The sequence below is a fragment of the Actinocrinis sp. genome (genome assembly GCF_035938995.1).
GTDB lineage: Bacteria > Actinomycetota > Actinomycetes > Streptomycetales > Catenulisporaceae > DASZGI01.
Genome location: NZ_DASZGI010000123.1, coordinates 1 through 14,606 on the forward strand (window position 1 = coordinate 1; position 14,606 = coordinate 14,606).

Sequence of the window (14,606 nt, forward strand, 5' to 3'; positions counted from 1 at the left end):
CATCACGGCCACCCGGTCGGCCATCGACAGCGCCTCCTCCTGGTCGTGCGTGACGAACAGCGTGGTGATGCCGAGATCGAGCTGCACCCGCCGGATCTCGTCGCGCAGTTGCAGGCGCACCTTCGCGTCCAGGGCCGACAGAGGCTCGTCGAGCAGCAGCACCTTCGGCCGGACGGCGAGCGCGCGGGCGAGCGCCACCCGCTGCTGCAGGCCGCCGGACAGCTGATGCGGGTAACGGCCGTCGAGCCCTGAGATGCCGACCAGGTCGAGCAATTCGGCGGCGCGCGTGCGGCGCTCTGCGGCGGTGACCTTGCGCAGCCGCAGCCCGAAGGCGACGTTCTCGGCTGCGGTCAGGTGCGGAAACAGGCTGTAGGACTGGAAGACCATGCCCATGTCGCGCCTCGCCGCAGAGACCGCAGTGATGTCGGTGCCGTCGAGCCGCACCGAGCCCGCGTCAGGGCGCTCGAACCCTGCGACGATCCGCAGGGCGGTGGTCTTCCCGCAGCCGGACGGGCCCAGCAGGGCGACCAGTTCGCCGGGCGCGAGGGTCAGGTCGAGTCCGTCGAGCGCGCGGACGGGTCCGTAGGCCCGGCTGAGGCCGGAAAGTTCGAGCCCTGTGCCGGACGGGGCGCTTCGGGCGGGCGCGGCGGTGACGAGGCTGTCGGTGGACATCAGGCGCTCCGGGCGGGAGTGGCGGCGGAGCGGCGCCCGCCGAGGAACGACACGAGGAACAGCACCGCCCAGGACAGCAGCAGGCTGAGCAGCGAGACGGCGATCGCGAGTTGGCCGCTGCCCTGGCCGTCCTGCACGATCCAGACCGCGAACGGGGTGAAGCCGAGGATCGAGGCGATGGTGTACTCGCCGAAGACCAGCGCGAGCGTGAGCACCGCGCCGGACAGCAGGCCGGTGCGCAGGTTCGGCAGGATCACCCGCCACAGCACCACCGGCCACGGCGCACCGAGGCCGCGCGCCGCCTCCACCAGGGTGCGCAGATCGATCGCGCGCAGCCCGGCGTCGAGCGACCGGAACGCGAACGGCAGCACGAACAGCGTGTAGAACAGCGGCAGGACCAGCGGGAAGGACTGGTTCTGCAGGTCCGCGTCGAGCCGGAACAGCCAGCTGCCCTGGTCGTTCAGGCCCCAGCCCAGAACGGTGGAGACTCCGGCGACCAGCGCCACGGGGGAGAGGATCAGCGGGACCATCGCAATGGTCTCCAAGACCGGGCGCAGCCGCGGCAGCCGCAGATGGATCGCGATCATCGCGGGGACCAGGAGCACGAATTCGAGCGCGATGGTGGTCAGCGCGAGGAAGAAGGTCATCCGCACACTGGTCAGGAATCCTGCGGCGCTGAACATCTGCCCGTATGGCGAGAGGCTGAACTGGTGCAGCCGCGAGTTGTACACGGTGAACCAGAGCGCGGAAAGCAGCGGCCCGAACAGGTAGACGGCGACGACGCCGAGGACGACGACGCGCCACCACCGGACGCCGCGCAGCCGGGTCAGGTGTCCAGCCATCGCGCGCTCCTCGCCCGCAGCGGCAGGTACACGGCCATCATGGCGCCGCAGATCAGGATCATGTCGATACCCATCGCCATGCCGAGGTTCTCCTGTCCGGCCAGCACGTTCCCGGAGATGACCGACGCGATGCGGGTGGTGATCAACGGCACTGTCCCACTGGTCAACGCCTGCGCGGTCGCGTACGCGGAGAAGGCGCTGCCGAAGCAGAGCACGAATCCGCCGAGCAGCGTCGGCAGCAGGATCGGGCCGCCGATGTGCCGCCAGTAGTCCCAGGTCGAGCCGCCGAGGTTCTGCGCCGCCTCGCGCCACTGGCCGCGCAGCCCCTCCAAGGCCGGCAGGGTAGTCAGCACCATCAGCGGGATCAGGAAGTAGGGGTACACCAGGACCAGGCCGGTGAACGTGTCCAGCTGGAAGCTGGGGATCACCTTGCGGATCAAGCCTGTCGCCTCGCCCGCGGTGCCAGCAGCGGCAATGAAGCAGAACGCGAGCGGGATGCCGCCGAAGTTGGCCAGCACGCCGGACGCAGTCTGTACCGCCTGCTTGAGGACCCTGCCACGGGACTGGGCGATGGCGTGTGCGGTGACCAAGCCGACGACGGCGGAGATGACCGCGGTGAGCAGGGACAGCCGCAGCGAGCCCCACAACGCGGTCAGATAGATGCCGTGCCAGGACTGGGTGAAGTTGGCCGTGGTGAAGGTGGTCGCGCCGGACCCCGGATCGGTGCGGCGCAGCGACTGGTAGAGCAGCGCCCAGGTCGGCAGCCCCAGGAACACTGTGCTGTAGATCAGCAGCGGCGCGACGGCCCCCCACGCGCCGAGGTTGCCGCGGCGGCGGCCGGGGGCCCGGGTCCGGGGCGCCGATTCCGCCGCGCCGATGCGCGGCGGATCGGTGGCGATGGCCATGGGTTCGTCCTTCGGGTGTTGACAGATCGTGTGGCGGGGGCTGAAACGGCTGCGCCGGACGCCCGTGCGCGACGGGCGTCCGGCGGGGTCGGTGCGGCCGGGATCAGCCGAGCGCGGCGGCCCACCTGGCGGTGACCGCGTCCTGCGCCACGGTCAGTTCCTTCGCGGTCGGGTACTGCGGCGTTCCGCTCACCACCGGCAGGTTGGCCAGGTCGGCCGCGTCGAGCTGGTTCGCCGACTGGAGCGCGCCGAACTCGGCCGGACGCGCGTACCCGCCCATGAAGTCGTTCTGGCCGGCCGCCGAGTACAGGTATTCCTCCCACAGGCGCGCGGCGGCCGGGTGCGGCGCCCACTTGCTGATCGCCTGGTCGTAGTACGCCGAGTAGAGGCCGTCGGTCGGGACCGCGACGGTCAGCGTGACGCCCTTCGCCTTGAGGTCGGCGGCGTACTGCGAGTTGTTGAACTCCCAGTCGATCGCGATCGGCGTCGAGCCCTGCTCGATGGTGGACTCGGTCGACTGGGTGGCGTTGAACTCGCCGTTGGCCTTGAGCTTGGCGAAGAAGTCGATGCCCGGCTGGATGTCGTCGAGCGTGCCACCGTCGGCCAGCGCCGCCGCCCACACGGCGCTGAACGCCGCGTTCGCGCTGGTCGGGTCGCCGTTGATGGCCACCTTGCCCTTGAACGCGGCCACGTTCGCCGGGCTGATCAGGTCGGCGAAGCTCTTCGGGCAGGAGGCGCGGGAGATCTTGGAGGCGTCGCAGGCGATGGTGATGTAGCCGCCGTAGTCGCCGTACCAGGCGCCGTTCGAGTCCTTCAGCGCGTCCGGCAGGTCGCCCCAGGTCGCCACCTTGTACGGGGCGAACAGGCCTACGTTCGGCAGCGCGTGCGAGTTGCCGACGTCGACCACGTCCGGCGCCGCGGCCAGGCCCTTCTGGTGCTCGATGGCGTTGATCTCGTCGCCGCTGGAGCCGTCCGGGTTGGCGTCGGTGATCTTGATGCCGTACTTCGCGGAGAAGTCGTCCATGATCTTGCCGTAGTTGGCCCAGGTGCGCGGCAGCGTGATGACGTTGAGCGCGCCCTCCTTCTTCGCGGCGGCGACTAGGGCGTCCATGCCCCCGCCGGCCGCGGCCGAGGTGGTCGTGGACCAGTTGACGGAGCCGGATCCGGAACCCGAGCCGGTGCTCGAGCCGGAACTGCCGCAGGCGGTGGCGGCGAGCGCGACGCCCGCGGCCGCGACGGCGAGCTTCGATGTGCGGTTCATGGTGGCGGTTGCCCCTCTTAATGCCGTTGTTAATGCCGATGTGCGGTCGTGGTGGTGGAGCCGGTGGCCGGGCCATCGGTCATCAGCAGCAGCGCGGTGAGCTGGGCCACGCTGTCCAGTACGTGCGTCGCGCCGGCCTCGGCCAGCCGGGCGCGGTCGTGGGCGCCGGTGAGCACGCCCGCGACGATGCGGGCCCCGGACGCCAGGCCGGAGCGGATGTCGCCGACCGTGTCCCCGGCCACCGCGACGGCGCCCGTGTCGCCGTCGGCGAGCCGTGCCGCGGCGGCCAGGACCAGGTCGGGATGCGGACGGCCGCGGCCGCCGACCTCCTGCGGGGTCAGCGAGAGGTCGATCAGCGGCCGCCAGCCGAGGTGGTCGAGCAGGGCGTCGGCGGTGGGCCGGGAGAAGCCGGTGGTCAGCGCGATGCGGACGCCGGCCTCCCGCAGGCGCTCGAAGGTCTCCACCGCGCCGGGGACGGGCACGGCCTGCGCGATGCGGTCGGCATATGCGGCTTCGAACGCCTCGTTGCCGCGCTGCGCCCGCTCCTCGTCGCCGGGGAAGAGCGCACGGAAGACGGTGATCTTCGACTCGCCCATGGTGGCGACCACGTATTCGGTCATCCGGCCCCGCTCCGCCTCGCCGACGACGCCCAGCGCGTCGAGGGCGGCGCGGAACGCGGAAAGAACCGCGCCGTCGTCGGCGACGGTGGTGCCGGCCATGTCGAGGCAGGCCAGGCGAATGCCGGAAACGGGAAGGGAGCTCACTGCGTCGCTCACCGAGTCGCCTCGTCCCAGGACTCGAAGGTCTCCTCGGCGATCGCGGGCGAGCAGGTCATTCCGCGTCCGCCGGGCGCGGTGACGGCGATGACGCCCGGCCGCAGGGTGGAGCGGTAGTAGAGGCTGCCGTCGGTCGTCTCGCAGTAGACCCCGGCCCAACGGCGCTGCACCGGGGGGAGCGGGCGGCCGAGCAACGCCTCGGCGACCTCGCGCAGGTGGTCGAAAGGGGGCTCGTGCACGTCGAAGTCGAAGGGCTCGTCGTAGGCGTGGGTGTCGCCGATCGTCAGGCCGCCGTCCGCCCGCTGCACCATCAGCAGCTGCATCCCGTGCTCGGCCGCGACCGGGCTCTGGGGCCCCAGCTCCCCAAGGCCCGCGTCGCGGTAGGCCGGGTAGTAGCGCAGCGAGTCGCCGTCCGCGACGGACGTGGTCAGCTCCTCGCCGAGCGGCGCGGTCTGCATCATCTGCAGGCGGCAGCGGCGGATCGGGGCCGCCGCCAGATGTTCGCCGCCGACCCCGGTCAGTGCCGCGCCCGTGGCCAGCACGACCAGATCGCCGCGGTGCCACGCGCCGGTGTGGTCCCGCACGCCGCCGTCGGCCAGCTCCACCGCCTGGCGGCCGGGCAGGAACGTGTATCCGGGGTCGTCGGCCAGATGGTCGCGCAGCGCGCCGAGGACCTCGCGCGGCTCGACGGAGGCGTCGCGGTGGCACAGCAGGCCCCCCGCAAACCGGCCGCGCAGCGCCGGGTTGGCCTTGCGCACGCCCTCGGTGTCGAGCAGCTCGAACCCGCGCTCGCCCGCTTCGGGCGCTGCGGCCGCTTGCTCGCAGACGGCGAATTCGGCCGCGGTGCGGGCGATGGTGAGCGAGCCGCGTGCGCGAAAGCCGACGCCGGGGACGGCGCTCCCGATTTCCTCCCACAGCTCGCGGGCGCGCTGGGCGAGAGCGAACTCGGGTCCGGCGGCCCGGCCGGAGACCCAGACCAGCCCGAAGTTGCGCACCGACGCGCTGCGCGGACCCGCGTCACGCTCGAGCTGGACGACCTCGAGGCCCCTGCGGCGGGCGGCGAAGGCATGCATCGTGCCCACCACGCCGCCGCCGACCACGACCACCCCGGCGACTGTCAACGTCATTCCGTTCCGCTTAACCTGTCTGGACAAGTTGAAGTAAGCCGGGACGCCGTGACCGGATGGTGAACGCGAAGTGAGGCGCCGGGGTCAGGCTGCGCAATAACGGTCTGGGCTGTGTAATGGAGGTTCTTCGGTAATAGAGGTTCTTCGACGTTGCCCGGGTAGCGAAGGCAACACTGCCGGTCGCGGGGCTATGATCTCGGCGTCTAAGGGCTCTTCGAGGGCGCGTGCGAGCAGACGATCGGGGGATGTCAGTGTCAGCGCGGTACCAGACGATCGCCGCCGAACTGCGCGCGGCGATCGACCGGGGCGAGTACCCGATCGGGTCGGTGCTGCCGTCCGAGGGCGAGTTGGTCGCCCGGCACGGGGTCGCCCGCGGGACGGTGCGGCAGGCGATCGCGCTGCTCGAGCAGGAGGGCGTGGTCGCCACCCGGCAGGGCGCCCGGCGAACAGTCCTGGGCTCGGTGCCGACGCAGAGCTTCTCGGAGATGCAGAGCTTTTCCATGTGGGCGGTCAGCCAAGGCCACGTGCCCACCGCGGAGGTCCTGCATGCCGAAATGCGCGCCGCGACCCTGACCGACTCCGAGCGACTGTCCACCCCGGTCGGCGAGGAGGTGCTCGACCTCCAGCGGCTCAGGCTGCTCGATGGCGCCCCTGCGATGGTTGAGCGCACCCTCTACGCCGACCTGGTCGCGCAGCACGTGCTGGCGATGGACCTGACACGCGGATCCATCACGGAGCGGCTGACTGAGCTCGGCTTCGTCTACGCGCACGCCGACCACCGGATCGACGCCGTCGCCGCGGGGGTCGCCGAGGCCCGGCTGCTGGGCGTGCGGCGCGGAAGCCCTCTGCTGAGGCAGCGCCGCGTGACGACCTCTCCGGCCGGAGTCACCCTCGAGTGGTCAGACGACCGTTACCGCGCCGACGCTGTGACGATCAACGTGCGCAACTCCATGTCGGCGAACAATCTGGCCCGCCTGTCCGCCCGCAATCCGGCCCGCGCAGTGTGATATTTCGCAGTGTGATACTGCGCTCGGAGCAGTCTGACTTCCACGCGGGAGCGGGCCTACTTCAGGGACGCGACTTGCACGTCCGCCGAGTCGAGCGCGGACTTCAGCCGGGCCCGCAGCTCGCGCGCGACCTCGAAGTTCTTCTGCGGCGCGGTGCGGGCCTGGAGCCGGACTATCACGTATGCCCCGTCCAGCGACTCGACGCCCAGTATCTTCGGCCGGCCGTCGATGAACCGGTCGTGCCACCCGTCGTCGTTGTACAGCTCCTCGGCGGTCAGCTCCATGATCTCGCGGACTTTGCCGACGTCCTCGGCGTACGCCACCGGCACGTCCACCACGGCCCGCGCCCAGCCCTGCGACTGGTTGCCGACGCGCTTGATCGCCCCGTTGCGCAGGTACCAGATCACCCCGTCCGCGTCGCGCACCTTGGTGATCCGCAGGCCGACCTCCTCGACCGTGCCCTTGACCTCGCTGGTGTCGATGACGTCGCCGACCCCGTACTGGTCCTCGATGATCATGAAGACGCCCGAGATGAAGTCCGTGATCAGATCGCGCGCGCCCAGGCCGACCGCCACGCCGACCGCCGAGAGCGAGGCCAGGATCGGGGCGATCGGGATGGTCAGCACCGAGATCACCATGAGCGCGCCGACGCAGAAGATCACCGCGCTGGCCAGCGACCGCAGTACCGACCCGATCGCCTGGGCCCGCTGCCGGGTGCGCTCCCCGGCGACCAGCCCGGCGCCGCCCAGCAGCGTGCTCGCCCGGCTCTCGGCGAGCCGGGTAGTGTGCCGCACGACCCGGTTGATCGACTTGCGCACGAGCAGCCGGATCACGACGCAGGCCAGGAGGATCCCGGCGATCTGGGAGCCGTGGCCGATCAGCAGCGACCCGTGCCGCGAGAACCAGTTCTCCACGTGCTGCGGGGTCACCGGGACCCCCGTCGGCGAACTCGACGGGCTCGGGAGGGCGAGGAGCAGCGCTGCGGGCACTTCGGCGAGCGTCCTTTCGGCCGGATTCGGTCGGCGCAACCGTATCGGATGCGCCTGGGACCGCCGCCGCGAAAACACATTCGCCCTATTTGGTCATGTATCATTCCATGGGATTTCCGCGCCTCGCGTGAAACGGGGTGGCGTGGGAACAACCCAGACAGCCACACTGAGATACACGCCCGACGACGGGCGGCAGCGGTCAGGCTTGGCAAGCCTGCTGCGTTGCGGATGGGCCATGGTTCCGTCATGGCCGTACCGCGCGCGGGTTCCGATGCCTTCGGGCACCGCGACGCCCTCCCGTCGGGCAACCGGAGTCCGGTGCGAGCCACGCGCCGGGCGCTGACTGGAGGAGGCCCCCGTGCCCCACTCGCTGGTCCTCAACGCTTCCTACGAGCCGCTCTGCGTCGTCCCGCAACGCCGCGCCGTGGTGCTCGTCCTCAATCAGAAGGCCGTCACCCTCGAAGAGGGCGGTGCACCCCTGCACGCCGCCGCCTTCGAGCTGCCGGCCCCGTCTGTGGTCAAGTTGACCCGGTACGTCCGCGTTCCGACCCGGCGTGGCGTGCCGCTGACCCGGCGCGCGATCTTCGCCCGGGACGGCGGCCGCTGCGTGTACTGCGACGCCCCCGCCACCAGCGTCGACCACGTCATCCCGCGTTCGCGCGGGGGCCGGCACGCCTGGGATAACGTCGTCTCCTCCTGCCGCAGGTGCAACCACGTGAAGGCCGACCGGCCACTCGTCGAGCTCGGTTGGCGGATGAAACGGCAGCCGGTCCAACCGAGCGGATCCGCGTGGCGGATCCTTTCCTCGGGAAGGACCGACTCACGCTGGATGCCGTACCTCAAGGGATACGGTGCCGATGTGGACCTGCTGCCGTTCGAGCCCCACGGGCCGGGCGGCATCGTCGTTTCTGCGCGGCCTTTAGCCGCCTGACGGCGCGGGTCCACCGGGTCCGGACATGATGGATCCGCCGCTGTGAGCGCCCGGTAACCCGGGCGACCAGAGCGGCGGATTCCCTCTGTAACGGCGCTGTGAGAGTTTGGTAACCATGACTTCCGTGACGCGGCACGGTGAAGCGACCGACCTCCCCGACAGCGTGTCCGGCCCTCCGGCATTCTCCGAACCAGAGCTGTGGCCCGACCTGATCGAGGCCGCGCGCGCCTATCGCATCGCCACGGAGTACTACGACTGGCGGGGCCGCCGGGTCGACGTCTCGGCCCGCACCCTCGTCACCGTGCTCGCCGCGTTCGGCGTCGACGCGCGCTCGCCGGATGCCTGCCGCGAGGCGTTGGAGCAGCTGCGGGAGGCGCGATTCCGGTCGTTGCCGCCGTGTGTGGTGATCCGTCAGGAACCGCCGGCTCCGGCGCTGCGGTATCCGACGGCGCGTCAGGGCGTAGCAGTGCGCGAAGTCACCCCGCTGGTGACGGCGCACGCGCCCACGGGGACGCAGCCGACGCTATGGATCGCCCTGGAGGACGGCGGGCGGCGCTACGACGTGGCGATGCTCTCCAGCGAGCCGGCCGAGCGGCGCGGCCTGGACGCGTGCACCTTCGCTCTTCCCGCGGCCCTGCCCATCGGCTGGCACACGCTCTACGCGCGGATCGGCGGCGAGATCCTCCAGTGCCCGCTGGCTGTCGCCCCGCACCGGCTGACGACGCCGACCCGCCGCCGCGCCTGGGGCTACACCCTCCAGCTTCACTCGGTGCGCTCGCGCCGGTCCTGGGGCATGGGGGACCTGGGCGACCTGGCCGAGTTCGCCGCCATAGCCGGGCACGACCTCGGCGCCGGGTTCCTCGTGGTCAACCCGCTGCACGGGGGCAGCGGCGTCCCACCGATCGACCCCTCGCCGTACCTGCCCGCGACCCGGCGCTACCCGGACCCGATCCACCTGCGGATCGAGTCTGTGCCCGAGTACGCCTACGCGCCGGCGGACATCCGCGAACAGGTCGACCAGCTCGGCGCCGAGCTGCGCAAGCGCGACCTGTCCGATGATCTGATCGATCGGGACCTGGTCTGGGAGGGCAAGGCAAAGGCGCTGCGGCTGCTTTACGGGACGCCGCGCACCGCCGGGCGTTCCGCTGGCTATCGCGCCTACCTAAGGCGCGAGGGCCGCGCGCTGCGCAGGCACGCGACCTGGCTGACGCTCGTCCAGGTCTACGGCCCGGACCAGACCCGGTGGCCCGAGGCACTGCGCCGCCCGAACACGACCGAGTTGGCCGCGTTCGCCGACACGCAACAGGCGGAGATCGACTTCCACTGCTGGCTGCAGTGGCTGCTCGACGAACAGCTCGCGGCCGTGCGCGTCGCCTGCGCCCACTCCGGCATGACCTACGGCGTCTTCCACGACCTCGCCGTCGGCGCGCAGGCCGGCGGCGCCGACACGTGGGCCGACGCGGACGTGTACGCCGAGGGAGTGACCATCGGCGCCCCGGCCGACGAGTTCAACCAGCTCGGCCAGGACTGGAGCTCGCGCCCCTGGCGGCCGGACCGCCTCGCCGAGTCCGGCTACCTGCCTTACCGCCAGATGCTCGCCGGGGTGCTCCGGCACGCCGACGGCCTTCGCATGGACCATGTGATGGGCCTGTTCCGGCTCTGGTGGGTCCCCGCGGGCGCGAGCCCGGCCGACGGCACCTACGTCTCCTACGACCACGAGGCGATGCTCGCCGTGCTGACCCTCGAGGCGCACCGGGCCGGAGCGGTCGTGATCGGCGAGGACCTGGGGACGGTCGAGCCGTGGGTGCGCGACGCTCTGCAGGACCGGAGCATCTTCGGCACCAACGTCCTGTGGTTCGAGCGCGACGGCCAAGGCGCGCCCATACCGCCCGGCCGTTGGCGCGAGAACTGCCTGGCCGCCGTCACGACGCACGACCTGCCGCCCACGGCCGCACTGCTGACCGGGGTGCATCTGGACCTGCGCGACCGTCTCGGGCTGCTGACCCGGCCGCTGGAGGAGGAGAAGGAGGCGGATCGGGCCGGCATCCAGTCCTGGCTCGACCTGCTGCGCGCCTGCGGGCTGCTGCGGGAGGGCGCGGGCGAGCAGGAGACGGTCGAGGCCCTGCACCGGTTCCTGGCGTGGACCCCGGCCCGCCTGATCGGGGTTTACCTCCCGGACGCCGTCGGCGACATGCGCCCGCACAACCTCCCCGGCACCACCGGCGACATCTACCCGAACTGGCGCCTGCCGCTGGCGGACTCGAGCGGGCGGCCGGTGCTGCTCGACGAGCTCGCGGGTCACCCCCGGGTGCGCTCGCTCGCCCGCGTGCTGCGCGCGCTCGCCTGAAATCACACCAAACCGGGCGAAGCCGCGTCCCGACTCGCTCGAATGGCGACCTGGGCGCGAGCCGGAAACCCGATTGGGCTACCGTTTTGCTGTGCCCATCACCACGCTCATCCGCTCGACGCCCGCCGGGCGCCTGCGTGCCGCGCTGCGCAGCGGCGCGGTCGCGGCCGTGACCAGCGTCCCGCTGCTGGCCGCGGCGACGGCCCTGGCCGACACGTCGAACCACACCTACGACGGCGAGGACTCCGGGCCCGGCCTGACGGTCCTCCAGACCATCGGGATCTACGTCGGCATCCCCCTCGGCCTGTTCCTGCTCATCACCTTCCTGGTGTGCCTGCCGGGCTGGGTGAAGGGCGACCGGAACCGCCGCGAGGTCGGCTGGGTCGAGCCGCCGGCCGCAGCCGCCGGATCCTCGCCGACCGGCGCGAAGTCCTCGGCCGAGCAGGCCGTGGCGGCCGGACGACCCGGTGGGACCGGTGGCGCCAGTGGCTCCTGGTGACGACGCGGTCGCACCGGGCCGGGGCGGAGGGGAGCACCCCGAGACGGCGCTCCCGCCTGCCCAGGCGACCCTGATCGAGTCGGGGCAGATCCGGCGCGCGATCGGCATCGCGGAGAAGCAGACCGGCCTGAACTGGTCGGTGTTCGTCGGCGACCTCGGGTCCGACTCGCGAAAGGAGGCCGAGGCCCGGCACGCCGAGTTGGGCCCGGCGGCGGCCAAGTCGGTGCTCGTGGCGGTCGATCCGACGGCGCACCGGCTGGAGATCGTCACCGGGGCCGAGGCCCGCCAGGTGCTCGACGACCGCTCGTGCGCCCTGGCCGCCGCGTCCATGGCGAGCACCTTCGCGGTGCGCGACCTGGACGGCGGCATCGCGCGCGGGATCCTCGCCATGGTCGAGCACGTCCGCCGCTCCCGTTAGCGGTCGGCTCGAGCGCCGCTGCGGCGTGGATCGCAGCGGCGTGGACGGCAGGTTCTGATATGGGCCGCTGTGATGTGGATCACAGTGGCGTCGTAGTTGGTGGCACCGTAGTTACCCGCCAGTAAACTCCGCAGCAAGGGCGTCGACCACATCCGTGGCGGCGACGAACGCGCGGAGGTCTGGCGTCACCATGGCCGATGAGGTCGAGTCTGCACAATCCCCGTCCGCCCAATCCTCATCCACACCTCCGGCACCGAACCCGGCCCCGGCCGTGGTGCGTGATCGGCCGTGGGTGATGCGCACGTACGCGGGGCACTCCACCCCGGCCGAGTCCAATGCGCTGTACCGCCGCAATCTGGCGAAGGGGCAGACCGGCCTGTCCGTGGCCTTCGACCTGCCGACCCAGACCGGATACGACCCCGACGCCCTGCTGGCCGTGGGTGAAGTCGGCAAGGTGGGCGTGCCGATCGCGCACGTCGGTGACATGCGGGCGCTGTTCGACGGCATCCCGCTGGCCGAGATGAACACCTCGATGACGATCAACGCCCCGGCCATGTGGCTGCTGGCGCTCTACCAGGTCGTCGCGGAGCAGCAGGGTGCTGACATCGCCGCCCTGACCGGCACCACGCAGAACGACATCGTCAAGGAATACCTCTCGCGCGGCACCTACGTCTTCCCGCCCGGTCCCTCGCTGCGGCTGACGACCGACATGATCGCGTACACGGTCTCCGCGCTGCCCAAGTGGAACCCGATCAACATCTGCAGCTACCACCTGCAGGAGGCGGGAGCCGAGCCGGTCCAGGAGATCGCCTACGCCCTGTCTACCGCCATCGCCGTGCTCGACGCGGTGCGCGACAGCGGCCAGGTCCCGGCCGCGCGGTTCGACCAGGTGGTCGAGCGCATCTCGTTCTTCGTCAACGCGGGCGTCCGCTTCGTCGAAGAGCTCTGCAAGATGCGCGCCTTCACCCGGCTCTGGGACGAGATCACCCGCGACCGGTACGGCGTCGCCGACGCCCGCAAGCGCCGCTTCCGCTACGGCGTGCAGGTCAACTCGCTGGGCCTGACCGAGGCGCAGCCGGAGAACAACGTCGCCCGCATCGTGCTGGAGATGCTCGCGGTGACCCTCTCGAAGGACGCCCGCGCCCGCGCCGTGCAGCTGCCGGCGTGGAACGAGGCGCTCGGCCTTCCGCGCCCCTGGGACCAGCAGTGGTCGCTGCGCATGCAACAGGTGCTCGCCTTCGAGTCCGACCTGCTCGAGTACGACGACCTGTTCGCAGGGTCCTACGTCGTGGAGGCCAAGACCGACGAGCTGGTGATCGCCGCCCGCGCCGAGGTGGAGCGGGTCCAGGCGATGGGCGGGGTGGTCGCGGCGGTCGAGTCCGGCTACCTGAAGGCGCAGCTGGTCGCCAAGCACGCGGAGCGCCGGGCGCGGATCGAGTCCGGCGAACAGGTCGTCGTCGGAGTCAACCGGTTCACCCAGTCCGAGCCCAATCCGCTGATCGCCGACCTGGACGCGGCGATCCAGACGGTGGACCCGGAAGTCGAGCAGCACGCGGTCGCCGCGACGGTGCGATGGCGAGCCGAACGCGACAAGGCCGCCGTGGACGCCGCACTCGCCCGCCTGCACGCCGACGCGGCAGACCCGATGGTGAATCTGATGCCTGCCACGCTCGCCTGCGCCCGTGCAGGCGTCACGACGGGCGAGTGGGCCGGCGCCCTCCGCGAGGTGTTCGGCGAGTTCCGCGCGCCGACCGGGATCGCGGCAGATGCCCCGACCGCGCATGCGTCCAAGCAACTCGCGGCGTTGCGCGACTACGTGCGGGCGACCGGCGAGGAGAAGGGCCGCCGGCTGCGGATCCTGGTCGGAAAACCCGGCCTCGACGGGCACTCCAACGGCGCGGAGCAGATCGCGGTCCGCGCCCGCGACGCCGGCTTCGAAGTGGTCTACCAAGGCATCCGGCTCACCCCGGCCCAGATCGCGGCGGCGGCCGTCGCAGAGGACGTGCACTGCGTCGGACTCTCCGTACTCTCCGGATCCCACCTGCGCCTGGTACCGGACGTCCTCGAGCGCCTCCGCACGGCCGGAGCGGGCGACATCCCCGTCGTCGTCGGCGGAATCATCCCCGACGCCGATGTCAAAACGCTGAAGAACGCCGGTGTCGCAGAGGTCTTCACACCGAAGGACTACGACATCACCGACGTCATCTCGCGCATCGTGGACCTCATCCGCGCGAGCTGATCGCGAACGGGGAGAAAACGCGGGGCAAAGGGATAAGCGAAAGGGCGCGAAACCCTCGATCGCAGTGTCCGATCACGGTTCGCGCCCTCGTGCTCACGCCTGAAGCCGTCGCGCCTTCCTCAAGGCGAGTCGGCCGCTCGCCTGCTGCTCAGGACTCGGCCGGAGCCGCGGCGACCTCGTGCTCCTTGATGAACTCGTCGCCCAGCACCTCGTGGGCGGCGTGCAGGTGGTCGAGGTCGACCTCGCCGTGCTCGGCGGCGTGACCGTCCAGCGCGCCGAGGATGCGCTCGACCGGGCCGTGCGAGCCGCCGAGCCGCTGCTCGGCGTACACGGCGACACCGAGCTTGAGGAACAGCTTCGCGCCGTGGCGGTGGGTGTTCCATTCCTCGATCGTGTGCTCGGTCTCCTCGAAGGCCTTCTCGGAGACCTCCAGTGCCTTCTGGATGAAGCTCATTCCGCTTTTCCTCACGTCCGTCTGGGAGGCGAGGTGTTCACCGTCCCCCCGAGATAACGACACATCAGGGGCGACCTTACAGCCTAAAGATTGATACTGCGCCAGGTCTGTCCAGACTGTGATCTAACACCTCTGCCCT

Annotated in this window: 14 protein-coding genes; 6 read left to right on the forward strand and 8 right to left on the reverse strand. The window is 71.1% G+C overall.

Annotation, left to right across the window (positions count from 1 at the left end; translation table 11 throughout):
- The 6 genes from VGZ32_RS08135 to VGZ32_RS08160 form a co-directional block, all read right to left on the reverse strand.
- The coding region (locus VGZ32_RS08135; protein WP_326885256.1) for an ABC transporter ATP-binding protein at positions 1-672 on the reverse strand (672 nt) is incomplete at its 3' end.
- Positions 672-1,514, reverse strand: a complete 843-nt coding sequence (locus VGZ32_RS08140) for an ABC transporter permease (RefSeq protein WP_326885257.1) — start codon at positions 1,512-1,514, stop codon at positions 672-674. The genes VGZ32_RS08135 and VGZ32_RS08140, both read right to left, overlap by 1 nt.
- On the reverse strand, positions 1,499-2,419 hold the full coding sequence (locus VGZ32_RS08145; protein ID WP_326885258.1) for an ABC transporter permease: 921 nt from the start codon (positions 2,417-2,419) through the stop codon (positions 1,499-1,501). The genes VGZ32_RS08140 and VGZ32_RS08145 overlap by 16 nt, the downstream gene beginning before the upstream one ends.
- Before the next feature lie 103 nt (positions 2,420-2,522).
- On the reverse strand, positions 2,523-3,680 hold the full coding sequence (locus tag VGZ32_RS08150) for an ABC transporter substrate-binding protein (protein ID WP_326885259.1): 1,158 nt from the start codon (positions 3,678-3,680) through the stop codon (positions 2,523-2,525).
- 29 nt (positions 3,681-3,709) lie between these two features.
- On the reverse strand, positions 3,710-4,456 hold the full coding sequence (locus tag VGZ32_RS08155) for an HAD family hydrolase (protein ID WP_326885260.1): 747 nt from the start codon (positions 4,454-4,456) through the stop codon (positions 3,710-3,712).
- Complete coding sequence (locus VGZ32_RS08160) at positions 4,453-5,583, reverse strand: TIGR03364 family FAD-dependent oxidoreductase (protein WP_326885261.1); 1,131 nt, start codon at positions 5,581-5,583, stop codon at positions 4,453-4,455. Before VGZ32_RS08160 ends, VGZ32_RS08155 begins: the two co-directional genes overlap by 4 nt.
- Positions 5,584-5,828: 245 nt before the next feature.
- On the opposite strand from VGZ32_RS08160, the gene VGZ32_RS08165 reads away from it, so the two are divergent.
- Positions 5,829-6,590, forward strand: coding sequence for a GntR family transcriptional regulator (locus tag VGZ32_RS08165; protein WP_326885262.1), 762 nt, complete (start codon positions 5,829-5,831; stop codon positions 6,588-6,590).
- Positions 6,591-6,646: 56 nt separating this feature from the next.
- Here VGZ32_RS08165 and VGZ32_RS08170 read toward each other — a convergent pair whose 3' ends face one another.
- Positions 6,647-7,579, reverse strand: coding sequence for a mechanosensitive ion channel family protein (locus VGZ32_RS08170; protein WP_326885263.1), 933 nt, complete (start codon positions 7,577-7,579; stop codon positions 6,647-6,649).
- A gap of 358 nt (positions 7,580-7,937) precedes the next feature.
- Here VGZ32_RS08170 and VGZ32_RS08175 point away from each other — a divergent pair, with 358 nt between their 5' ends.
- From VGZ32_RS08175 to VGZ32_RS08195, 5 genes are all read left to right on the forward strand, one after another.
- Positions 7,938-8,510, forward strand: a complete 573-nt coding sequence (locus tag VGZ32_RS08175) for an HNH endonuclease (protein ID WP_326885264.1) — start codon at positions 7,938-7,940, stop codon at positions 8,508-8,510.
- A gap of 115 nt (positions 8,511-8,625) precedes the next feature.
- Positions 8,626-10,857 (forward strand): 4-alpha-glucanotransferase, encoded by a 2,232-nt coding sequence (gene malQ / locus VGZ32_RS08180; protein WP_326885265.1) that lies wholly within the window; start codon positions 8,626-8,628, stop codon positions 10,855-10,857.
- A gap of 91 nt (positions 10,858-10,948) precedes the next feature.
- Complete coding sequence (locus VGZ32_RS08185; protein WP_326885266.1) at positions 10,949-11,356, forward strand: hypothetical protein; 408 nt, start codon at positions 10,949-10,951, stop codon at positions 11,354-11,356.
- Entirely contained in the window at positions 11,343-11,774 is a 432-nt protein-coding gene (locus VGZ32_RS08190) for a DUF5130 family protein (RefSeq protein ID WP_326885267.1), read from the forward strand. The genes VGZ32_RS08185 and VGZ32_RS08190 overlap by 14 nt, the downstream gene beginning before the upstream one ends.
- A gap of 190 nt (positions 11,775-11,964) precedes the next feature.
- The gene (locus VGZ32_RS08195; protein ID WP_326885268.1) at positions 11,965-14,013 is read left to right on the forward strand and encodes a protein meaA; all 2,049 of its coding nucleotides are present in this window, start codon (positions 11,965-11,967) and stop codon (positions 14,011-14,013) included.
- A gap of 148 nt (positions 14,014-14,161) precedes the next feature.
- Here the strand turns inward: VGZ32_RS08195 and VGZ32_RS08200 are convergent, their stop codons facing one another.
- Entirely contained in the window at positions 14,162-14,467 is a 306-nt protein-coding gene (locus VGZ32_RS08200) for a hypothetical protein (protein ID WP_326885269.1), read from the reverse strand.
- Positions 14,468-14,606 lie beyond the last annotated feature (139 nt).